This is a genomic window from Cyanobium sp. LEGE 06143, from assembly GCF_015207535.1.
GTDB lineage: Bacteria > Cyanobacteriota > Cyanobacteriia > PCC-6307 > Cyanobiaceae > NIES-981.
This window is the reverse complement of sequence record NZ_JADEWP010000015.1, coordinates 1-21,266: the sequence shown is the minus strand read 5'-3', so window position 1 is coordinate 21,266 and position 21,266 is coordinate 1. Positions and strand designations below refer to the sequence as shown.

23 protein-coding genes and 1 pseudogene are annotated in these 21,266 nt (G+C 70.4%); 14 read left to right on the top strand and 10 right to left on the bottom strand.

The window, feature by feature from the left end; translation table 11 throughout:
• Positions 1-632 (top strand): peptidylprolyl isomerase (locus tag IQ216_RS02395; protein ID WP_193814176.1); only part of this gene is annotated, 632 nt, incomplete at its 5' end.
• A gap of 5 nt (positions 633-637) precedes the next feature.
• Here the strand turns inward: IQ216_RS02395 and ilvN are convergent.
• Both ilvN and IQ216_RS02385 read right to left on the bottom strand, forming a co-directional pair.
• Positions 638-1,168, bottom strand: coding sequence for an acetolactate synthase small subunit (ilvN, locus tag IQ216_RS02390; protein ID WP_186699070.1), 531 nt, complete (start codon positions 1,166-1,168; stop codon positions 638-640).
• A gap of 67 nt (positions 1,169-1,235) precedes the next feature.
• Positions 1,236-2,267: an alpha/beta fold hydrolase gene (locus IQ216_RS02385; RefSeq protein ID WP_228007043.1), complete on the bottom strand. Its 1,032-nt coding sequence runs from the start codon at positions 2,265-2,267 to the stop codon at positions 1,236-1,238.
• A 165-nt stretch (positions 2,268-2,432) separates the two neighbouring features.
• Between IQ216_RS02385 and IQ216_RS02380 the strand changes: the two genes are divergently transcribed.
• From IQ216_RS02380 to IQ216_RS02365, 4 genes are all read left to right on the top strand, one after another.
• Positions 2,433-3,632 (top strand): N2,N2-dimethylguanosine tRNA methyltransferase, encoded by a 1,200-nt coding sequence (locus tag IQ216_RS02380; protein ID WP_193814174.1) that lies wholly within the window; start codon positions 2,433-2,435, stop codon positions 3,630-3,632.
• Between the two features lie 42 nt (positions 3,633-3,674).
• A complete protein-coding gene (petM, locus tag IQ216_RS02375) occupies positions 3,675-3,776 on the top strand; it encodes a cytochrome b6-f complex subunit PetM (protein WP_186700214.1) in 102 nt (33 codons plus the stop codon).
• A gap of 79 nt (positions 3,777-3,855) precedes the next feature.
• A complete protein-coding gene (locus IQ216_RS02370; protein ID WP_193814173.1) occupies positions 3,856-4,818 on the top strand; it encodes an NAD(P)H-binding protein in 963 nt (320 codons plus the stop codon).
• Positions 4,819-4,876: 58 nt separating this feature from the next.
• Positions 4,877-5,092 carry a hypothetical protein gene (locus IQ216_RS02365; protein WP_186699076.1) on the top strand — a complete coding sequence of 72 codons (216 nt, stop codon included), beginning with the start codon at positions 4,877-4,879 and terminating at the stop codon, positions 5,090-5,092.
• Positions 5,093-5,119: 27 nt separating this feature from the next.
• Here the strand turns inward: IQ216_RS02365 and IQ216_RS02360 are convergent, their stop codons facing one another.
• Complete coding sequence (locus IQ216_RS02360) at positions 5,120-5,782, bottom strand: pseudouridine synthase (protein ID WP_193814178.1); 663 nt, start codon at positions 5,780-5,782, stop codon at positions 5,120-5,122.
• Between the two features lie 218 nt (positions 5,783-6,000).
• On the opposite strand from IQ216_RS02360, the gene infA reads away from it, so the two are divergent.
• Positions 6,001-6,270, top strand: a complete 270-nt coding sequence (infA, locus tag IQ216_RS02355) for a translation initiation factor IF-1 (protein WP_186699078.1) — start codon at positions 6,001-6,003, stop codon at positions 6,268-6,270.
• 27 nt (positions 6,271-6,297) lie between these two features.
• Here infA and trxB read toward each other — a convergent pair whose 3' ends face one another.
• From trxB to IQ216_RS02340, 3 genes are all read right to left on the bottom strand, one after another.
• Positions 6,298-7,698: a thioredoxin-disulfide reductase gene (gene trxB, locus IQ216_RS02350; RefSeq protein ID WP_370566577.1), complete on the bottom strand. Its 1,401-nt coding sequence runs from the start codon at positions 7,696-7,698 to the stop codon at positions 6,298-6,300.
• 56 nt (positions 7,699-7,754) lie between these two features.
• Entirely contained in the window at positions 7,755-7,991 is a 237-nt protein-coding gene (locus IQ216_RS02345; protein WP_186699080.1) for a hypothetical protein, read from the bottom strand.
• A gap of 167 nt (positions 7,992-8,158) precedes the next feature.
• Entirely contained in the window at positions 8,159-9,667 is a 1,509-nt protein-coding gene (locus IQ216_RS02340) for a DEAD/DEAH box helicase (RefSeq protein ID WP_193814172.1), read from the bottom strand.
• A gap of 140 nt (positions 9,668-9,807) precedes the next feature.
• On the opposite strand from IQ216_RS02340, the gene IQ216_RS02335 reads away from it, so the two are divergent.
• The 5 genes from IQ216_RS02335 to IQ216_RS02315 all read left to right on the top strand — a co-directional run bounded on the left by IQ216_RS02335 (position 9,808) and on the right by IQ216_RS02315 (position 14,145).
• A complete protein-coding gene (locus tag IQ216_RS02335; RefSeq protein ID WP_193814179.1) occupies positions 9,808-9,987 on the top strand; it encodes a hypothetical protein in 180 nt (59 codons plus the stop codon).
• A 122-nt stretch (positions 9,988-10,109) separates the two neighbouring features.
• Positions 10,110-11,297, top strand: a complete 1,188-nt coding sequence (locus IQ216_RS02330) for an NAD(P) transhydrogenase subunit alpha (protein WP_193814171.1) — start codon at positions 10,110-10,112, stop codon at positions 11,295-11,297.
• Positions 11,297-11,584, top strand: coding sequence for an NAD(P) transhydrogenase subunit alpha (locus tag IQ216_RS02325; RefSeq protein WP_193814170.1), 288 nt, complete (start codon positions 11,297-11,299; stop codon positions 11,582-11,584). The genes IQ216_RS02330 and IQ216_RS02325 overlap by 1 nt, the downstream gene beginning before the upstream one ends.
• 31 nt (positions 11,585-11,615) lie before the next feature.
• On the top strand, positions 11,616-13,043 hold the full coding sequence (locus IQ216_RS02320) for an NAD(P)(+) transhydrogenase (Re/Si-specific) subunit beta (protein WP_193814169.1): 1,428 nt from the start codon (positions 11,616-11,618) through the stop codon (positions 13,041-13,043).
• A 49-nt stretch (positions 13,044-13,092) separates the two neighbouring features.
• Entirely contained in the window at positions 13,093-14,145 is a 1,053-nt protein-coding gene (locus tag IQ216_RS02315; RefSeq protein WP_193814168.1) for an alpha/beta fold hydrolase, read from the top strand.
• Here IQ216_RS02315 and IQ216_RS02310 read toward each other — a convergent pair.
• Positions 14,111-14,479: a ferredoxin gene (locus IQ216_RS02310; RefSeq protein ID WP_370566576.1), complete on the bottom strand. Its 369-nt coding sequence runs from the start codon at positions 14,477-14,479 to the stop codon at positions 14,111-14,113. The genes IQ216_RS02315 and IQ216_RS02310 overlap by 35 nt on opposite strands.
• 14 nt (positions 14,480-14,493) lie before the next feature.
• Entirely contained in the window at positions 14,494-15,744 is a 1,251-nt protein-coding gene (locus IQ216_RS02305) for a 1-deoxy-D-xylulose-5-phosphate reductoisomerase (RefSeq protein WP_193814166.1), read from the bottom strand.
• A gap of 50 nt (positions 15,745-15,794) precedes the next feature.
• Between IQ216_RS02305 and IQ216_RS02300 the strand changes: the two are divergent.
• From IQ216_RS02300 to IQ216_RS02290, 3 genes and pseudogenes are all read left to right on the top strand, one after another.
• Positions 15,795-16,718 (top strand): annotated as a pseudogene (locus tag IQ216_RS02300) (DUF368 domain-containing protein).
• A 40-nt stretch (positions 16,719-16,758) separates the two neighbouring features.
• Positions 16,759-18,117 carry a sodium-dependent transporter gene (locus IQ216_RS02295; protein ID WP_193814165.1) on the top strand — a complete coding sequence of 453 codons (1,359 nt, stop codon included), beginning with the start codon at positions 16,759-16,761 and terminating at the stop codon, positions 18,115-18,117.
• A 46-nt stretch (positions 18,118-18,163) separates the two neighbouring features.
• Positions 18,164-18,403, top strand: coding sequence for a hypothetical protein (locus IQ216_RS02290; protein ID WP_193814164.1), 240 nt, complete (start codon positions 18,164-18,166; stop codon positions 18,401-18,403).
• Positions 18,404-18,428: 25 nt separating this feature from the next.
• Here IQ216_RS02290 and cysS read toward each other — a convergent pair whose 3' ends face one another.
• Together cysS and IQ216_RS02280 are read right to left on the bottom strand one after the other, a co-directional pair.
• The gene (cysS, locus tag IQ216_RS02285; protein ID WP_193814163.1) at positions 18,429-19,913 is read right to left on the bottom strand and encodes a cysteine--tRNA ligase; all 1,485 of its coding nucleotides are present in this window, start codon (positions 19,911-19,913) and stop codon (positions 18,429-18,431) included.
• Between the two features lie 54 nt (positions 19,914-19,967).
• Positions 19,968-20,177 carry a hypothetical protein gene (locus IQ216_RS02280; protein ID WP_186699100.1) on the bottom strand — a complete coding sequence of 70 codons (210 nt, stop codon included), beginning with the start codon at positions 20,175-20,177 and terminating at the stop codon, positions 19,968-19,970.
• Positions 20,178-21,266 lie beyond the last annotated feature (1,089 nt).

Sequence of the window (21,266 nt, the reverse complement as noted above, 5' to 3'; positions counted from 1 at the left end):
GTTCCAGCTCGACCCCCCAGGGCTGCGCCACCGCCACCACGCCCTGCCTGGAGGGTCCAGCCACGGTGACCCTGCAGACCAGCCGGGGTGAGGTGCAGCTGCAGCTCGACGGCGACGCAGCGCCCCTCAGCGCCGGCAATTTCGTGGATCTGGTGCAGCGCGGTGTCTACGACGGCACCGTGTTTCACCGGGTGGTGCGCGACCCCACGCCCTTCGTGGCGCAGGGCGGCGATCCGGCCAGTGCCAACCCGGTGGTGCCTCCCAACCAGTACGGCAGCGGCAGCTATGTGGACCCCGCCAGTGGTGAGGCGCGGCTGATTCCGCTGGAGCTCAAGCTCAGCGAGGAGCCTGCCCCCCGCTATGGCGAGACGATCACCGCCCCCGGCGTGACCCGTCAGCTGGCGCTGGCCCACCAGCGCGGTGCGGTGGCGATGGCCCGCTCCGCCGATCCCAACTCGGCCAGCGCCCAGTTCTACGTGGCCCTGCAGGCCCTGCCCGAGCTCGATGGCCGCTACGCCGTGTTCGGCCGGGTGAGCCAGGGTATGGAGGTGGTCGACCGCATCGAGCAGGGCGACAAGATCGTCAAGGCCAGCGTGGCCTCAGGCGGCAAGCTGGTGAAGCCAGGCTCCTAGGGGCTTCAGGCGGGCACCCGCTTGTTGGAAGCGGTGACCCGCAGGAAGGCGGTGTTCACACCGGAGGACCGCTCCAGGGCCACCTTGCCGGTGCGGGCGATCTCGAGGATGCCGTAGGGGGCCATCACCTGCTCGAGAGCCACCAGCTTGCCGGGATCACCCACCACTTCGAGGGTGAGGGCCTCATCGGCCACATCCACCACATTGGCGCGGAACACCTGCACCAGGTCGAGGATGGCGCCGCGGTTGTGGGCCGGGGCGGCCACCTTGAGCAGCATCAGCTCCCGCTCCACCGAGGGGAGCTGGGAGAGGTCGATCACACCCAGCACGTTGACCAGCTTGTCGAGCTGCTTGGTCATCTGGGCCAGGGTGCGGTCGTCGCCCTCCACCACCATGGTTAGGCGGGACATCCCCCCGCCTTCGGCCGGCCCCACGGCCAGGCTCTCGATGTTGAAGCCGCGGCGGGCGAACAGGCCGGAGATGCGGCTGAGGGCCCCGGATTCGTCTTCCACCAGCACCGAGAGGGTGTGCTTCATGGCTGTGGGATGGAGGCCGGGCAGATGTGACCAAGCTACCGGTCAGCACCAAGGCCCCCTGGGCTGCTCAGGGCTCGCCCGCCACGGGGCTGAGGCTGAGCTGGTGCAGCCAGGGAATCACGGCGGCGTGGAAGGGCTCGGGGGCCTCGTCATGGAGGCAGTGGCCACAGCCCTCCAGGGAGAGCAGCGGTAGGTCGGGGCGTAACCGCTGCAGGGCCTCCCCCACCTGGATCGGCACGAGCTGGTCGCGCGTTCCCCAGACCAGCAGCAGGGGGCGCCGCAGACGCGGCAGCATCGAAGGAGCCGTGGCGCCATGGGGGCGCAGGGCCATGGCGATGCTCATGGTGCGCAGGCTGCGCACGGCACTGGGCCGGCGGGCGGGGGTGGCGAACAGGCGTCTCAGCTCCTGGTCGCCGATCACCGGGATGGCATAGGAGAGCTGGATGCCCAGGGCCAGCAGGGGCGAGTGGGCCAGCAGCGGTACCAGCAGCTCCAGGGGCAAGAGCCGGCAGAGCAGCACCACCACCCGTCGCTTGAGGCGGCGGCGCCAGGGACGTCGCCGCGGCGGGCGCGKCCGGCTGCGGCCCATCAGGGCCGGGTCGGGCAGGGTGGCGGCCACCACGCCCCGCACCCAGCGCGGAAAGAAGGTGGCACAGCTGGTGGCCACCAGAGCGCCGAGGGAATGGCCCACCAGCACCGCCGGCCCGCCCACCACCTCCTGCAGGAAGGCCTGCACCTGCTGCGCCCAGAGGCGGTTGTCGAGCCGCCCGGCGGGAAGCAGGCCAGGGCCCGGCTGCTCGGAGGCGCCGAAGCCGATCAGGTCGAGGGCATAGACCGCCCAGCCTTCGGCGGCCAGGGCGGCTGCGTTGCGCCGCCAGTGGCCACTGGCGGCCCCGAAGCCATGCAGCAGCAGCACCGCTCCCCGCACACCTCCCTGCTGCTGGATCAGGGCAGCGGGGGGGGCGAGCTGGCGCCAGTGCACCGCCAGACCACGCCAGACCCAGGTGCCGTGCTCACCCCAGTCCGTACCTGTGCGGGGCGAAGCTGAACGGGGGGCCAGCCCTGAATGCGGCAGTGCCTCAGCCGGGCGGGAAGACAAGGGAGGTGCGGCGGCCGCCTGGGCCATCGAGCGGACTTCAAACGTAGGCCTCACCTGGCGCTGGCCGTGGAGCTGGGATGCCCCAGCCGCCAGGATGGTCCCCACCGGGGCAGCCAGACGAGTGAGCGGCAGGCGATTGAGCACAGAACCGGCACGGTCTGGCGGATGAGGTCGGTCACGGCCGATCCAGCGCCGGAGGCCTACCGCGAAGGCGGTGTGAGCCTGCAGTTGGGCCAGGGATTCTTCAGGCCTGAATCGCGGCCCAGCCGCGACCTGGGCGTGCTGCTCTGCCGCAGCCTGGTGGCCTGCCGGGAGGGCCTTGGCGCCAACCCGCCGGTGCGGGTGCTCGATCTGATGGCCGGCTGTGGGATTCGCAGCCTGCGTCTGGCCGTGGAGGGAGGGGCGGCCTCGGTGTGGGCCAATGACGCCGATCCCGGGCGCCTGCCCCTGCTGCGCGCCAACCTCGCCAGCCTGGCCGCCTTGCCCCATCGCTGCACGGCCCTCACGGCCCAGAAGCTGCTGGCGGCATGCCTGCTGCGGCAGCAGCGCTTCGAGCTGGTGGACCTCGATGCCTTCGGCTCGGTGGCGGGCCTGCTGCCCCTCGCCCTGGAGGCCGTGGCCTTCGAGGGGGTGCTGTATCTGGCCAGCAGCGATGGCCGCTCCCCAACCGGCCACGACCGCCCTGCCGCCATCCGCTCCCTGGGGGCGGCGGCCCGGGCGCACCCGGCCAGCTGGGAGCTGGCGCTGCGGCTGCAGATCGGCCAGGTGGCGCGTCTCGCCTGGGCCCAGGGATGTGGCATTGAGCCCCTGTTCAGCTTCAGCGAGGGGCGCACCTTCCGCACGGCAATCCAGCTGCGCCGCCGGCCCCGGGTCGGCGAGGAGCAACAGCTGGGGCTCCTGGCCCACTGCCATGGCTGCGGCGACCAGCAGCTGCAGAGCCTGCTGAAGCTGCGAGGCTGGGCGCCCTGCCTCTGCCCTGAGGATCCCCAGCAGCGCCAGGGGGGGCGCCCGCTGGCGATTTCCGGCCCTCTCTGGCTCGGACCACTGCAGAACGGGGCCTGGCTGGAGCGCCTGCACCAGGCCGCCCTGGCGCTGCCTCCCGGCTGGCAGGCGCCAGCCAGCCAGCGGTTGTTGCAGGCGCTGATGGCCGACCCGGGCCTGCCGGCTCGCTGCTGGCCGATGGCGGAGCTGAGCCGCCGCCTTCCCACGGGTACGCCCCGGCTGGCCGGCCTGCTGGAAGCCCTGCGCCAGGAGGGCTGGTGCGCCCACCGCAGCGGTGTGATGGCCGGCATGCTGCGCAGCGATGCCCCCTGGGCCCGGATCCTGGAGCTGGCGGCGGCGCTGGCACCGCCAGGTCCGAACTGAGGCCGCGCCGCGCTAAAACGGATGGCACAACGCGCCTCCCCCATGGCCTCGGAGATCTTCGGTATCGCAGCCCTGTTCTGGGTGCTGATCCCCGTGGGCCTGGCCGGCGGCGCCCTGCTGCTGCGCTTCGCCGACGAAGACTGAAGCCCTGAGCCGCTGCCGGTCTCGCCGATCTCGCTGGGCTGAGCCGGCCCCTAGGCTCTCAGCCGATTGAGCGAGCGGCATGCAGGTCTTGGTGGTGGGCGCAACGGGCACCTTGGGTCGCCAGGTTGCTCGCCGGGCCCTCGATGCCGGCCACCAGGTGCGCTGCGTGGTGCGCTCGCCGCGCAAGGCCGCCTTCCTGCAGGAGTGGGGCTGTGAACTCACCCGCGGCGACCTGCTCGAACCCGACAGCCTCGACTACGCCCTCGAAGGCCAGGAGGCCGTGATCGATGCGGCCACCGCCCGGGCCACCGATCCCGGCAGCGCCTACGACATCGACTGGGGTGGCAAGCAGAACCTCTTCGCCGCCTGCTCCCGCGCTGGCGTCAAACGGCTCGTGTTTGTTTCGCTGCTGGATGCGGCCCGCCACCGCGAGGTGCCGCTGATGGACATCAAGGCCTGCACGGAGGAATGGCTGCAGGCCTCTGATTTCGACTACACGATCCTGCGCGGCGTGGCGTTCATGCAGGGGTTGATTAGCCAGTTCGCGATCCCCGTGCTGGAGGGGCAGACCGTGTGGGTGAGCGGATCGCCTACGCCGATCGCCTACATGAACACCCAGGACATGGCCCGCTTCGCGGTGGCCGCCCTCGAACGCCCCGAAACGGTGCGCCGGGCCTTCCCGGTGGTGGGTCCGCGGGCCTGGATCACCGGCGAGATCACTCAGCTTTGTGAACGGTTCACCGGCAAGGATGCGCGGGTGTTCCGGGTGCCGCCGGCTCTGCTCTCGATGATGCGGGGCCTCACCAGCTTCTTCGAGGCCAGCCTCAACGTGGCTGAGCGGCTCGCCTTCGATGCCGTCACCGGCGGTGGCGTGAAGCTCGATGCGCCCATGGAGGAGAGCTACGCGGCCTTTGGCCTCGACCCCGGCGAGACCACGGGGCTGGAGAGCTACCTCAAGGAGTATTACGACACCATCCTCAAGCGGCTGCGGGAAATGGAGGCCGACCTCGACAAGGACGCCAAGAAGAAGCTGCCTTTCTGAGGGCCCCCACCCCCCTGGCTGGTTCGTCTGTACTATGGCCTGCTGAAGCGTCTCGCCGATGTCGGTTGCCCAGATCAAGAACCTGCAGCGCCGCCTGGCCAACCTCGAGGCCGAGGCCGGTGATGCCCTCACCAGCACCTGCGGCCACGAGCTCTGGCAGAGCCTTGGCTTCGATGCCTTTGACAGCCTGGAGGATCCCGATCGCCGCGCCCGGGCCAACTACTACTACGGCCAGCTGCAGACGGTGCGGGAAATCAGGGATTGCCTGGGCTGAGCCCACTGAGCCTCTGGCTGAACCCCCTTACCCGTCGCCACCAGCCCGTCCCGATTTTCCGCCGCCGGCCCGGCCGCCCCGACCGGGTGAGGGCCGCCCCAGGCGATTGAGGCGCCCCTGCTCGACAGCCGTCRCCGGGCGCCACTGGCCGGGGGGCAAATCGCGCAGATTGAGCGGCTCCTGGCCATCCATCAGGTCGATGCCCACCCGCACCAGGCGCAGCGTGGGCAGCCCCACCAGGGCGGTCATGCGCCGCACCTGCCGGTTGCGGCCCTCCTGCAACTGCAGCTCCAGCCAGCTCACTGGAATCCGGGCACGCTGCCGGATCGGCGGCTGGCGCGCTGGCAGGGCGGGGTCCGCCAGTAAGCGCACCCGGGCGGGCCTGGTGCACTGCCCCTGGAGCAGCACGCCTCGGCGCAGCTGCTCCAGGGCGGCGGCGTGGTCGCTGGCCTGGCCCTCCACCTGAACCCAGTAGGTGCGCCAGTGGCCAWAGCTGGGATCGGTGAGACGCCGCTGCAGCTGGCCGTTGTCGGTGAGCAGCAACAGGCCCTCGCTGTCGGCATCGAGACGGCCGGCGGCGTAGACCCTGGGCACCGGGATGAACTCCGCCAGGCAGCGCCAGCGGCTGCCGGGCTCGGGGCTGAACTGGCTCAGCACCCCGTAGGGCTTATGGAAGAGAAGGGTGGTCAGCGCGGCATCAGGACTGGCGGACGTTCCAGAGGTTGACCACCCCGATCGAAATCAACAGCAAGCCAAGATCCAGGCTGAGAGGAGGAAGGATCATGGCGGTGGGGCTTGCTGCAGAGGTGGCGCAGACCCTAGGCCCTGAGCCTCGCCGGCCGGCAGGGGGGCGGCCCTGTGACGCCTAAGCTGCAGAGAGCTGTTGCTTCGCCTGGCCGCTTCGCTGCATGATTGAGACCTCCGGTGTGATTGAGAAGGAACAGGGCAACGGGTTCTACCTGGTGACCCTGGAGCAGCCCTCTGGTCACCAATGCCTGTGCAGGGCCGCAGGCAAGCTCACCAAGTTCCGGATCAAGCTGCTGGCGGGCGACAAGGTGCTGGTGGAGATCAGCCCCTACGACCTCACCCGCGGCCGCATCACCTACCGGGAGCGCAACGCCGGCGCCACGGGCCCCCGCGCCGGTGGCAACCGTCCGGGCGGCCCCCGGCGCCGCTGAGCCTGGGCCCGCCCAGCGCCAACCGGCTCAGACGGGTACGGCCAGCAGCCCTTCGATGGCGGCCTTGAAGGTGCTGCGCTGTTTCACGCCCTTGAACTGCTGCTGCAGTTCCTTGCGGAAGAACAGCTGCACCGTGGGGGTGCCGGTGACACCGGCTTGTACGGCGATCTCCTGATCGGCCTCGATGTCGATCTCCACCCCCTGGGCGGCGCCGCCCAGCTCGTCGAGCACGCGCTTGAGCTGGGGCTTGAGCACGTGGCAGGGCCCGCAGGTGGGGGAGGTGTACACCACCAGCAGCGGCTTGTCGCTGTCGTGGTAGAGCTTGCGCAGGGCGTAGCCGCCCTTCTGCCACAGGGCGGCGGGATCGAAGTTGGCCTCATCGCTCACGGCGGTGCGCTTCGGCTCGCCCACTGTCTGCGGATCCACGGGCGTGTGGCTCACCGTGGTGGCCAGGTTGTGGTGGGTGAGCCAGCGCTCGGCGGCGAGGGCCGCCTGGCAGCCGCTGCCGGCGGCGGTGACGCCCTGGCGCCACTCGGCATCGGCCACGTCGCCGGCGGCGAACACGCCTTCAAGGCTGGTTTCGGGCCGGCCGGGGCGGGTCACCAGGTAGCCGAGGCTGTCCACCTCCAGCTGGTCTTTGACCAGGCGTGTATTGGGGGTGTGGCCGATGGCATAGAAGAGGCCTTTGACGGCCAGCTGCTCGCGGCCGTCTGCCTGGGTGTCCTGCAGGGTGAGGGACTCCAGCCAGTCCCCGCCGCTGCAATCGAGCACCTGACGGTGCCAGTGCACGCTGATGGCGGGATTGGCCAGCACCCTATCGGCCATGGCCTTGCTGGCCCGCAGCTGGCCGGAGCGCACGATCAGGTGCACCTGGCTGCCGTACTTCGTGAGGTACACGGCCTCCTCACAGGCGGAGTCGCCGCCGCCCACCACGGCCACGGGCTCGTTGCGGAACTGGGGGGTGGCGCCGTCGCAGATGGCGCAGGCGCTGATGCCGCGGCTCCAGAACTGCTGCTCACTGGGAAGGCCCAGCCGGTTGGCGCTGGCGCCGGTGGCCAGGATCACGCTGTGGGCCATGTAGGTGACGCCATCGGCACTCACCCGGTAGGGCCGCTGGGAGAGGTCGATGGCGGTGGCATCGGCGAGCACCAGCTCGGTGCCCCAGCGCTCAGCCTGGGCCTTCATCCGATCCATCAGGTCAGGCCCCAGGATCCCATCGGGAAAGCCGGGGTAGTTCTCCACGTGGGTGGTGGTCATCAGTTGACCGCCGGGGATGCCGCCGTCCTGGAAGCCGGTGATCAGCAGGGGCCGCAGGTTGGCGCGGGCGGCGTAGATGGCGGCTGTGTAGCCGGCCGGCCCGGAGCCCACGATCACCAGGTTCTCGATCTCTGGTCGGCTCTGGACGGCGGGGCTGCTCTCGGCGGACACGGCTTATGCGGAATGACTATGAGTTGCAGCCTAGGTGACGGGGCGGCCTGCTGCGCTCAGAGCTCCAGGATGCCGTCGATCTCAGGGTTCACGGCCTTGCCCAGGTTGTTGGGCACCATCAGCATGCCCAGCTCCAGCACCTGGGGATGGTCTTCCACGCCCAGTAGCCATTCGCGGAACTCCTCCGTGAGGGCGTAGCTTTCTTCGTAATGCTCCAGAGCATCGAGGGTGGCCCGGCGGGCGAGGGCCCAGCTCACGGCAACGGTGAGTCGGCGGTTCAGTGGAGCATCCATGATCCCGACTCACATTCCGTTTGTGGCACCACGTTGGCGGCTGCCGAGCCGGATTGAGGTAGTGGTTGACACAACGTCGTGAATGCGTCGCCCCTTTGGCCGATTTTGGCAAGTGTTTTGAGCAAATCCGTACAGGATTGTGGTGAAGGGTCGCTCAGTTGGGCCTTTCAGGCGGGGCGCTTCAGGAAGCCAGGCAGTTCGGGCCCGCGCAGGCGCAGCACCGCGCCCGCCTCTTCACGAATCGCCTCCAGGGGACGTTGCCCCCCGGGGCACGGGCCCGCTCCAGCTGCCGCCGCCGGGGTGGAGCGGCTCCGCAGCAGATAGGGTTCGCTCAGCGACCAGCTGCTGGCGTAGCTGATCAGCAGGGGATCGGCGGGGGCGAACACATAGGAAGGATGGCGCGGAATCGCCTCCAGGGCGGCGCGGCTCGCCTCCATCCGCACGGCCCGGGTGATCGCCTGAACGAAGCGGCTGCGGGTCACCACGGTGGTGAGGTAGGCCACCACCCGCAGCCGGGGGGCATCGAAGCCCTCGGCACACATGTCGATGCTCACCAGCCAGTCGGCCTCCCCCGCCTGAAAGGCCGCCAGCCGCTCCGCCGCCTGGGGATCCTGGGAGTGCACCAGATGCACCCGATCGCCCTGCTCCCGCAGCAGGGCGCTGAGCTGGCCGGCATGGGCGATGTCGCGGGCGATCACCAGCCCGCCCGCCTCGGGGTGCTCGCGCCGCACCCGTTCGAGGCGATCGCGGGCGCGCAGCAGCAGCCGCAGGGCGATGCTGCTGGAATCACCCAGGCGGATGGCCCGCCGCAGGTTGCGGGCCCGCCAGCTCTCGCGGGCCTCGGCCGAGAGGGGCGAGGTTTCGGKGTCGCCGTGCTGCAGCGGGTTGGCCTCGATCGGGCGGCCATGTTCCACCCAGCCGTCCTGGAAGCGGAACTCCAGCGGCCGCACATCGCCGGCGGCGATCAGGGCCCTGGGCTCTACGCTCAGATCGGGGCGGATGTGCTCCACCGTTTGATCGCCCTGGCGCTCCTGAATGCGGCGGGCGGCGCAGAAGGCCAGGTTGTCGGCGCGGAAGGGGGTGCCGGTGAGGCCCAGCCGCAGGGCGGCACCGGCGGTAAGTCGGCTGAAGGCCTGGCCCCAGGCTGCCGCCTCGGGTTCCTCCGGATCGATGCCGAGGTGGTGCACCTCATCGGCGATCGCCAGCCAGCGGCCCCCTCCGATCGCACCTGGTCCATCGGCGCTCCAGGGGTCGCTCCAGGCGGCCTCGAGGCGCTGGCGGTAGCGGGCGGCGGCCTGGTAGCTGAGCACCAGGCCCTGCCGGGCTTCTCCGGCCTGGGGGGCCGCCAGCTCGTCGTCGGGGCTCCACAGCTGCAGCTGCATCCCCAGGCGCACGGCGGCCGCCTGCCATTGGCTGGCGATCGTGGTGCGGTGGCAGAACACCAGCAGGTGATCCAGCCGTCCCTCCGCCTGGAGGCGCTGAAAGCTGAGCAGGGCGCCGAGGGTCTTGCCGGCGCCGGGGCCGGCGTGGATCAGCACGTCCTGGCCGCCAGCGGCTGCCTGCACCAGGCGGGCACGCAACAGCTGGATCAGCTGGCTCTGCCACTGGCGCGGGCGGATCGGGCAGGCCGCGGCCGAACCGTTCCCCGCAGACATGGTGAAGGAGGGGTGGGGCATGGCACTCCTGGAGCCTGCATTGTCCCCGAAACGGCCCAGAACGCTCCTATCCCAAAACGCCCTTACAAATAAGTGTTCTCGCTGATGGGCAGGTTCTGCAGGCTGCCTAGCTTCCGGGTGAGCGGCAGTCGAGCGCGGCCATGGTTCCCCCACCCCGGATGCCGATCGCCTCGTCGGCGTGGCGACGCCGCCACCTGGAGCTCTGCTGGCTGCTGGAGTGCGACATCGACCCGCTGATCCTGCGGGCCCGCCTGCTGCACCGCTACCAGGCCGAAGCCCTGGCCCGCTGCATCGAGCAGGAATTGCTGCCGATTGTGTAGTGACGCCGATCCGGTGGTGTGTCCAGAGCCTGCCAGGTGGGCATGCCCGCACATTGACCCCCGATCCGTTGCCGCCTCCTGCAACTGGCTTCCTAATACAGACAGGACCATGTGCAGCGCCGGTGTCCCAGTCTCCCCCCCAGCTCCTGATTCCGCGGGAAGTCCGCCCCGGGGAGGCGCGGGTGGCCGCCACTCCCGAAACCGTGCAGCGACTCAGCGCCAAGGGCCTGAGCATCGCCGTGGAGGCCGGGGCCGGTGAAGCCTCCGGCTACGGCGATCAGGCCTATGCCACGGCCGGCGCCGAACTCCTGGCGGCTGACGCTCCCAGCTGGGAGCACCTCGATGGGGTGCTGTGTGTGCAGTCCCCTTGCCAGGAGCGCCTGGAGCAGCTGCGCCCCGGCGCCGTGCTGGTGGGCCTGCTGGCCCCCTACGGCGCCGACGCCCTGGTGGGAGCCCTCAACCGCCGTCAGGTGTCGGCCCTGGCCATGGAGCTGCTGCCCCGCACCAGCCGTGCCCAGACCATGGACGTGCTCTCCTCCCAGGCCAACATCGCCGGCTACAAGGCGGTGCTGCTGGCGGCCGCGGCCCTGGATCGCTACGTGCCGATGCTGATGACGGCCGCCGGCACGATCCAGCCGGCCCGCACCCTGATCCTCGGTGCCGGCGTGGCGGGCCTCCAGGCCCTGGCCACCGCCCGCCGTCTCGGTTCGGTGGTGTATGTGAGCGATGTGCGCGCCGCCGCCCGCGAACAGGTGGAGTCTCTGGGAGGGCGCTTCGTGGCGCCGCCTGAGCGGGATGAGGCCCCGGGCGAGGCGGGCGGCTATGCGAAGGCGGCCAGCGAGGCCTTCCTGGCTGCCCAGCGCCAGCAGCTCGAAGAGCAGCTCGTCCAGGCCGACATGGTGATCTGCACGGCCCAGGTGCCCGGCCGGCCGGCGCCGCGGCTGATCAGCGAGGCGATGCTGGATCGGCTGCGTCCCGGGGCGGTGGTGGTCGATCTGGCCGTGGGCCAGGGCGGCAACTGCGCCTGCACCGTGCCCGGCCAGACCGTGCTGCGCCAAGGCGTGCAGCTGATCGGCGCCGATGCCCTGCCGAGCAGCGTGCCCAACCATGCCAGCGCCCTCTATGCCCGCAACGTGGCGGCCCTGCTGGAGCATCTGCTCAGCCTGAACCCGCCGCCCGGCGCCAGCTTCGGCTTCGATCGCGACGATCCGATCGTGGCGGGCTGCCTGATCACCCATGGGGGTCGCTGCTGGCGCCCCGATGTGGTGGGCGTGGCCGCCGATGAACCCCAGCTGGCGGGGGTGGCCTGATGGGCAGCCTCTCCGAATCGCTCTGGGTGCTGCTGCTCGGCAGCCTGCTGGGGCTGGAACTGATCGGCAAGGTGCCCCCCACCCTGCACACTCCCCTGATGAGCGGCGCCAACGCCATCAGCGGCATCACCGTGCTGGCCTCGCTCACGCTGATTTCCCAGGCCGGCGATGCCCCGGTGCTGCTGCTGCTGGGCTCCCTCTCCCTCGGCTTCGCCCTGTTCAACGTGGTGGGCGGCTTCCTGGTGACCGACCGCATGCTGGCGATGTTCGCCCGCAAACCGCGCTGAACCGACTCCCCTTCCCTACCGCCTGAACCTGATGGACACCCTGAGCGCCGCGTTTCCCGTGGTGATCGACCTGGCTGCCGTGCTGCTGCTCGCCCTGGGCCTCAAGGGCCTGGCCAAGGTGCGCTCGGCCCGCTCCGCCAATGGCCTGGCCGCCCTGGCCATGGGGCTGGCGGTGGCTGGGTTGCTGATCCAGCTGCGCCCGGCGCCGATCGCCTGGGCGGGCATCGCCACCGGCGCCGCCGTGGGTGGCCTGGCCGGGCTGATCACCGCCCGCCGGGTGCCGATGACGGCCATGCCCGAAATGGTGGCCCTGTTCAACGGCTGTGGCGGCCTCTCCTCGCTGCTGGTGGCCGTGGGGGTGGCCCTGTTCCGCGCTGATGCTTCCAACCTGGTGTCCCAGGTGTCGATCGCCATCTCGGTGGTGGTGGGCGCGATCACCTTCAGTGGCTCGATCGTGGCCATGGCCAAGCTGCAGGGCTGGCTGGGCACGCCGGGCTGGACCCAGAGCGGCCTGCGCCACGGGGTGAACATCGCCCTGGCGGCGGTGGCCCTGGCGGCGGCGGTGCTGCTGAGCAGCTCCGGCGGCCCTACGCTGCTGGCCGTGCTGGTGGCCAGCTCCTGCCTGCTCGGCATCGGCCTCACCCTGCCGATCGGCGGCGCCGACATGCCGGTGGTGATCTCGCTGCTGAACAGCTACTCGGGCGTGGCGGCGGCGGCGGCGGGCTTCGTGGTGGGCAGCCAGCTGCTGATCGTGGCTGGCGCCATGGTGGGCTCGGCCGGTCTGATCCTCACCCAGGTGATGTGCACCGCCATGAATCGCTCCCTGGTGAGCGTGCTGTTCGGCGGCGCCCTGGGCGTGGCGGCCAAGGTGGGCGGCGGCGGCAGCGAGGCCGGCTACACCCGCATCACCAGCTGCAGTCCTGAGGAGTGCGCCCTGGCCCTGGAGAACGCCGAGCGGGTGGTGTTCGTGCCCGGCTACGGTCTGGCCGTGGCCCAGGCCCAGCACGCCCTGCGGGAGCTGGCCAAGGTGCTCGAGGCCAATGGCACCGAGGTGAACTACGCGATCCATCCCGTGGCGGGTCGCATGCCCGGCCACATGAACGTGCTGCTGGCCGAGGCCGATGTGCCCTACGAGCAGCTGCAGGAGATGGACGCCATTAATCCCGAGTTCCCCCGCACGGATGTGGCGATCGTGCTGGGCGCCAACGACGTGGTGAACCCCGACGCCAAGACCGATCCCGCCAGCCCCCTCTACGGCATGCCCGTGCTGGAGGTGGACCAGGCCCGCCAGGTGTTCGTGGTTAAGCGCAGCCYCGGCGCCGGCTACGCCGGCATCGCCAATGGCCTGTTCGAGCTGCCCCAGACGGCGATGGTGTTCGGCGACGCCAAGGTGGTGCTCAWCGGCCTGCTTTCGGAACTGCGGGAGCTGGGGGTGGGGCGGCAGAAGGTGGCGTCCTGAGCCGGGGGCGCCATGGCTTGAGGATGTCCCGGTCCGGCTGCTGATCCCGATGCTCCGTGAGGTGTGTCCCCCCTGGCTCGGCAGCCCATGGCCCGGCCCACGCTGGCCCTGGTGGGGGCCGGATCTGCAGACCCTGCGCGACACGCTGCGGCCGCTGCGGCTGCCAGAGGAGGGCGCCGCAACCCTTCGCTTTCCCCTGGATCCCATCCCAAGTGCGCCTGGAGCCGCTCCGTTGCACCAGCCCCAGGCTCTGGTTGGCCTGAGCGTTGCACCGGCTCCTGCCACGGCGACACCTCCAGCCCTTGTGGTGCTGCTGCATGGCCTCGGAGGCAGCAGTGAGGCCCGCGGTGTGCGCCGCCTGGGCCAGACCCTGGCCGGGGCCGGTTTCGGCGTGCTGCGCCTCAATCTGCGCGGCGCGGGCCCCGGCCGGCCCCTGGCGGCGGGCACCTATGCCGCCGCCTGCAATCGCGACCTGCTGTCGGTGCTGCACCAGATCGCCGCCCTGGCGGCGCCAGCGCCGCTGCTCGGCGTGGGGCTTTCCCTTGGGGGAACGGTGTTGCTCAATGCCGCCCTGGCCGAGCCAGGCCTGCTGGCGGGGCTGGTGTGCGTCAGCAGTCCCCTCGATCTGGCCGCCTGCTCCGATCAGATCGGCCGGCCCCGCAACCGCCTCTACCAGCGCTGGCTGCTGCGCCGCCTGATCGCCCTCACCCAGGACGACCCCTTCGGCCTCGACCCCGCCGAGCAGGCGCGGCTGCAGGGCCCCGGGGCCCCCGGCTCCATCCGCGCCTTCGATGCCGCCATCACGGCGCCACGCTGGGGTTATCCCAGCGTGGAGGCCTACTACCGCGACGCCTCCCCGCTGCAGCGGCTGCTGGCGGGCGCTCCCCTGCCGCCCACCCTGCTGGTGCACGCCCTGGATGATCCCTGGGTGCCCGCCACGGCCACCCAGCAGCTGGCCGCCGCAGCTCCGGCCGCCCTTTGCGCCGATGTGGTGCTCACGGCCGGGGGCGGCCACAACGGCTTCCATGCTCGCGGTGATGGCCCATCGGCCACCTGGGCCGATCAGCTCACCCTGCGCTGGCTGCAGCGGCTGCTGAGCTGAAGGGCTGCCGCCGCAGGATCCATTCCTCGATGGGCACGCCGCCCACCACGTGCTCCCGCACGATCCGCTCCACCCGCTCGGGTGTGACAGCCCCGTACACAATCCCCTCCGGCCAGAGCAGCAGGATCGGGCCCTCGCTGCAGATGCGCAGGCAATCGGCCTTGGTGCGCAGCACGATGCCGCCTGGGCGGGCCGGATCCTCCAGGCCCAGCTCCCGCACCAGGCGTTTGAGCACATCCCAGCTGGCGGCGCCCAGGGCGGGATCAGGGCAGCAGAGCGCCTTGGTGGGGGTGGCGCAGAGCAGCAGGTGGTGGGCGAKCGGGGCTTGKGCCACGGGCATGGCAGGGATCACACCGGCAGGGCGGCTGGCGTGCGGGCGCTGAGCTGGGCGGCAGCCTCGCGCACCGCCTGGCGGGCCCAGGCGTCGATCGCCAGCACGTCGTCCAGGGATGGCCTGGCGGTGAGGTCGGCCCGGTGGCGGTCACACACTCGCTCGATCAGGCGCGGAATGTCGAGGAAATGCACCTGCTCCTYGAGGAACAGGGCCACGGCCTGCTCGTTGGCGGCGTTCATCACCGCCGGCATCGTGCCGCCGGCCCGGCCGGCGGCGTAGGCCAGGGCCATGCAGGGGTACTTGGCCGGCTCCGGGGCGCGGAAGCTGAGCTGGCCCACCTGCGTGAGGTCGAGGCGGCGCCAGGGGGTCTCCAGCCGACCGGGCCAGCTGAGGCAGTAGAGGAGCGGCAGCTTCATGTCTGGCCAGCCCAGCTGGGCCAGCACCGAGGAATCGGCCAGCTCCACCATTGAGTGGATGATCGATTGCGGGTGAATCACGATCTCGATGTGGTCGTAGTCGAGCCCGAACAGGTAGTGGGCCTCGATCACCTCCAGGCCCTTGTTCATCAGCGAGGCCGAATCCACCGTGATCTTGCGGCCCATGCTCCAGTTGGGGTGGCTGGTGGCATCGGCCACGGTGGCCCGGGCCAGCTCGGCGGCGGGCCAGTCGCGGAAGGCGCCGCCGCTGGCGGTGAGCTGGATGCGACGCAGGCCAGGGGTGGGCACGCCTGTGGAGAGGCGGGCGGTGTCGGCCCAGGGGGTGCCCTGCAGGCACTGGAAGATGGCGGAGTGCTCGGAATCGGCAGGCAGCAGCCGGCTGCCGGATTGCGCCAGTTCCGGCAGCACCACCGGGCCGGCGGCGATCAGGGTTTCCTTGTTGGCCAGGGCCAGGTCCTTGCCGGCGCGGATCGCCGCCAGGGTGGGCAGCAGGCCGGCGCAGCCCACGATGCCCGTCACCACCAGGTCGGCGCTGGGCCAGGCGGCCACGGCGCAGAGGCCGTCGAGGCCCCCCAGCAGCTCCGGCAGCCGTGCTGGCTGGTGGGCCGGATCGAGGGCCGCCAGGCGCTGGCGCAGCTCCGCCACTCGCTCGCCATCGGCCAGGGCCACCGCCTCGGGGGCATGGCGCAGGATCTGCTCCAGCAGCAGGTCGAGGTTGTTGCCCCCCGTGAGGGCCACCACCTTGAAGCGGTCGGGAAATTCGCAGGCCAGCTGCAGCGTCTGGGTGCCGATGGAGCCGGTGGACCCCAGCACGCTGATGGCTTTCACGGCAGGGCTCCCTAAGGTTGCGGCGCTTCAAGTGTCCCACTGATTCCCCCATGGCCCGCGCGCCCTCCCTGCCCTACGTGCTGCTCTGTGGCCTGGCGATGGGCGCCGCCGATGTGGTGCCGGGGGTTTCGGGGGGNWGYATRRSMKWCAKNCTCGGCATCTACGGCCGCCTGCTGGAGGCCGTGGCCGGCTTCGACCTCACCTTCCTGGCCCTGCTGGGTCGTGGCGCCTGGCGGCAGGCGGCAGCGCGGGTGCACCTCGGCTTCCTGCTACCCCTGCTCTCGGGGCTGCTGGGGTCGGTGCTGCTGCTGGTGCGGCCGATCACCTGGCTCTATGCCGACCACCGGGTGTTGCTGTTCGCCTTCTTCTTCGGCTTGATCGTGGGCTCGATCGTGCTGATCGCCCGCCACGCCCACTGGGGCGTCTCCGGCCTGATCGCCATGGCCAGCGGGGTGCTGGGGGCGCTGCTGCTGGTCACCCGGGTGCCGGTGACCATGCCCCACGACCCCGTCACCATCTACTGGAGCGGCGCTGTGGCGATCATGGCGATGATCCTGCCAGGGGTGTCCGGCTCCTTCCTGTTGCTGGTGCTGGGCCAGTACCAGCACGTGCTCGAGGCCGTGAAGGGGCTGCAGTTCGGCACCCTGGTGCCCTTTGCCCTGGGCTGTATCACCGGCCTGCTGCTGTTTGTGCGGCTGCTGCGCTGGCTGCTGCAGCGCTGGCACGGGCAGACCGTGGCCCTGCTGGTGGGCTTCATGGCCGGCTCGCTCTGGAAGATCTGGCCGTTTCGTGTCGTGCTCGAGAGTGTCGTCAACGCCAGGGGCGCGGTGGTGGTGCTGCGCGATGCCCTGGCGCCTCCCACCAGCGGCGGGGCCCTGGCCGTGGCTCTGCTGCTGATGGGCCTCGGGGTGGCCCTGGTGACGGGGCTGGAGCAGCTGCAGGCCCGCGCCGGTGGCCAGGAGATGGGCGCCTGATGGCCGCGTGCTGGACACTGGGGCGGTCTCCACAGCTGCCATGACCCGTTTCCGCATCGGCGACCGCGGCAGGCCCCCGGAACACTGGGGTTCGGCTCTGGGGTTCGTGCTGGCGGCCTCGGGCAGTGCGGTGGGCCTGGGCAATCTCTGGGGCTTCGCCTACCGGGCTTCCCAGGGCGGCGGTGCCGCCTTCGTGCTGCTCTACCTGCTGATCGTGCTGCTGGTGTGCCTGCCGGTGCTGGTGGCCGAGATGGTGCTGGGGCGCAGCACCGGCCATGCGCCGCTGCTGGCGCCGGTCACGGCGGGGGGCCGCCGCTGGGCGCCGCTGGGCTGGCTCTACATGGCGGCTGCCACGGGAATCCTCTCCTATTACGCCGTGCTGATGGGCTGGACGGGCCGCACCCTGCTGCATGCCCTGGCTGATGGCCTGCCGAGCGACATGGCGGCGGCGCAGACCTTCTTCTCGTCGATCAGCAGTGGCGGTGATGCCGTGCTCGGCCACCTGCTCAGCCTGGCCCTCACGGGTGTGGTGGTGGCCGCAGGCATCCGTGGCGGCATCGAGCGGCTCAGCCGCTGGGGCATGCCGCTGCTGTTCCTGATGCTGCTCGGCCTGCTGGTGTGGGCCAGCACCCTGCCGGAGACAGCCGCCGGCTACCGCACCTTCCTGCTGCGCTGGGATGCCGCCAAACTGGTCGACCCGGCCACGATCCGCAACGCCTTCACCCAGGCCTTCTTCTCGATCGGCACCGGTATCGGCGCGATCCTGGCCTACGCGGCCTACCTGGAGCGGCGCAGCCCCATTCCTCGCGAGGCCGCCAGCGTGGTGGCGATGGACACGGCCGTCGGGCTGATGGCCGGCTGCGTCACCTTCCCGGTGGTGGCGAGTTTCGGCTTGGGCGACGTGGTGAGCGGCAGCACCGTGGGCACCCTGTTCATCGCCCTGCCCACCGGTCTGGCCTCCCTGGGCCTGAGCGGCCGGCTGGTGGCCGTGGTGTTCTTCGCCCTGGCCTACATCGCCGCGATCACCTCCGCTGTGTCGCTGCTGGAGGTGCCCACCAGCTCCCTGATGGACCGCCTGGGCTGGAGCCGCCGCCGCACCACCTGGCTGCTGGTGCTGCTGATCGCCGTGCTGGGGCTGCCCTCGGCCCTGGATGTGGGCGTGCTGGAGCGCATGGATGCGGTGTTCGGCGGGGTGGTGCTGATCAGTGGCGGCCTGGGGCTGGCGCTGCTGCTGGGCTGGGGTGCCCCGGCGCGCTTCCTGGAGGATCTGCGTCAGTCCGGCAGCTCTGATGCCCTGGTGCGGCCCTTGCTCTGGGCCCTGCGCTGGCTGTCGCCGCCCGCCATCACGGTGGGCCTGGTGGTGTCGGTGCTCGACCTGGCCCGCAGCTGGAGCGGCTGAGCCCCGCCGGCCAGGGGTTTGACTGGCGCCAGTGGATGGCGGAACGATGACGGCAATGCCGGGCTGGCTGCAGCGCTGGAACTTCATCGAGCGGGCCCGGCTGGAGCGCAAGCTCTGGGATGCCTTTGAGGCCCGCCAGGACATTGAGGCGATGGTGGTCAGCTGCCGCGAGGCGGTGCAGGCCGGCGATGCCGGGCGCTCCTTTGAGCTGGAGGTGTGGCAGACCACCCTGGTGCGGATCCGCCGCATTGAGCGGCTGATGGCTGATCAGGTGCCGCCGGAGTGAGCGGCGCGGGCTGCGGGCAGCCGGCTCAGCGGCGCAGCCACTCGGTGTGGCCGCCAGGGCGGTCGATCAGCTCGATGCCCTCAGCCTGCAGTTCGGCGCGGATGCGGTCGGCGCTGGCGTAGTCGCGGGAGGCCTTGGCGGCGCGGCGGCTTTCGATGCGCTCCAGGATCTCCGCTTCTTCGGGGGCTGCCGCGGTGCCGGCGGGGTTCTGCGGCGGGGCCGGGGCCTCTGGCTTCAGCCCCAGCACGGCCGCCAGCTCCTGCAGCAGGCCCAGCCGGGCGGCCATGGCGGGGCTGGCAACGGCCTCGGCGGCGCTGTCGTCGCCGCGCTCCAGCCGGTTGGCCAGGCTGCGCAGGGGGCGGCCCAGCTCAAACAGCGTGGCCAGGGCGGCTGAGGTGTTGAGGTCGTCGTCCATGGCCTCGATGAAGCGCTCACGCAGCGCCGCCAGCTCTGGCTCCAGGGCGCCGGAATCGCCGGCGCTGGGCACAGGGGTGATGGCGCTGTCGGCGCTGGGCTGGCCGAGGCCCAGGGCGGCATTGAGTCCCTTCCAGCCGGCGGCGGCGGCCTCCAGGGCCTCGCTGCTGAAATCGAGGGGCTTGCGGTAGTGGGCCTGCAGGGTGAACAGCCGCAGGGTCATCGGGCTCACCCCCGAATCCAGCAGGGCGCGGATGGTGGTGAAGTTGCCCAGCGACTTGGACATCTTCTCGCCGCCCACATTCACCATGCCGTTATGCAGCCAGAGGCGCGCCAGGGGCTTGCCGGTGGTGGCCTCCGACTGGGCGATCTCGTTCTCGTGGTGGGGAAAGATCAGATCGGCGCCGCCCAGGTGGATGTCGATCGTGTCGCCCAGCTCCTCGCGCACCATGGCGGAGCACTCGATGTGCCAGCCCGGCCGCCCCTCGCCCCAGGGGGAGGGATAACTCGGTTCGCCCGGCTTGGCGCCCTTCCAGAGGGCGAAATCAAAGGGGTGCCGCTTGCGGGCCTCTTCCGCCGTCGCCACCCGGCCGGCGGCATTGTCCTGCTGTTCGCCCAGGTCGCGGCCGGAGAGCTTGCCGTAGCCGCCATGGCCCATCACGGCGAAATACACATCGCCGTCGGCGGAATAGGCCGCGCCCTTGGCTTCCAGCTCCGTGATCATGCGGCGGATCGCCCCGAGACTGCCCGTGGCCCGGGGCATCCGATCCGGGGGCAGGATGTTGAGCCGGGCCATGTCAGTGCGGAAGGCCTCGATGTTGCGCTCGCTCACCACCTCCATCGAGCTGCCCTCGGCGGCGGCGCGGCCGAGGATCTTGTCGTCGATGTCGGTGTAGTTCTGCACGAAGGTCACCGCATAGCCGCTCCAGATCAGGTAACGGCGCAGCACATCCCAGGCGATGTAGCTGCGGGCGTGGCCGAGGTGGCAGAGGTCATACACCGTGACGCCGCAGCAGTAGATGCTCACCTTGCCCGGCTCCAGAGGCTCGAACGCCTCAACGCGACGGGTGAGCGTGTTGGTGAGCCGCAGGGTCACAGAGGAGATGGGGCGCTGGGTTGGGATCGTGGCACAGGCCTGCGGCTGCCCCGATCACCTCTCGGGCTCTGATGGGCCGGAGCCGCTCACCCGGCCCACCACGTAGCCCACCAGTGCCCCCACCAGAAACCCCTGGGCCAGCAGGATCTGGCGGCGGTAGCGCCAGGGGATGCGCCCCAGCTGAATGCCCACCACCAGGGCGATCAGCAGCGCACCAATGCCCACGCCGCGGGCCAGGGCCAGGCCTTTGCGCTTCGGGCGCACCGCTGGGGAACGGTCACCGCGGGAGAGGCCAGGCCGTCGGCCGCCGTCGGGTGGTTCGCGTGCACTGAAGTTTGGCAGACAAGGAGTATCGATCGAACCCCAAATATAGGTTGAGATCCTTCGAAGCGCGATTTCCCTGCCGGCAGATGTTGCAGGTACACCAACATGGTCGCCCTGTGGATTCCATCAGCGCTCCACCACGACAGTGGACTCACTCATTGAAGGTGGATTCAGGGTCGGATGCTGTGAATGCGTGCGCCGTGCTGAAGAGCGTGTCAAGTGACCAGAGCTGGCTTTCAAGAGGATCAAGTGTTGGACCCCCATGCATCCAACCAGATGAAGCCTGCTGCCAGACAGTGCCGATGCGTTGCTTTCCATTGAGCTGATGGTCCCAACACCCACATCAGGGTCGACGTGGGGGATCAGCAAATCACCGTATTTCCCCAAAGTTGTATCGGCTCCTGGCTGACTGTCTGACAGCCATGATGGCCCAATTCAGCTCTAAAGCTGTCCTTGCACGCCCCTCAAGCCCTTGGGGCCCCAGCCATGGAGGGGTGGGCCCATGCTCTGGCCCAGATCCATTTTCAGGCCCTTGCACGGGTTCTGACAACGAGGGCCATCGCCTTGGCCGTCACGGAACTCTGGCTGGACCCATGGCCGCTGAAGCAAGCTTCTCTCCGCAGCGGCACCGCAGTGGCAGAAGGGGTCCTAGCCCAGGCCGCTGGTGCCCTTCTGGTGGGTTCAGATGTTGTCTGATTCAGAACTCTTCCGGCACCAGCGAGCGCGGCTGTCCAGCCTTGGCTCTGATCCCAGGAGAGGCCCCCGTCCTGCGCGCGCGTCTCCAGCCGCTCAGCCGCATGGCGACAGGGCCCTTTGAAGCACAGGCAGAGGAGGGCTGAACAGGTGCTATGGTTTTGCACTGCTCCGAGAGGTGAAGGCCGCGAGGCTGGAACCAGAGAGGAGCAGGCTTACAGAGATGGAAGAGCGCCTGCGAGAGCGGCCCTTCGGTGCTGTAGGTTTCTTTGGTCGCTGCGAGGCGACAGCCACCGAGAGCTTCTGGAAACGGGAGTGGAGGTAGCAGAACCTGGA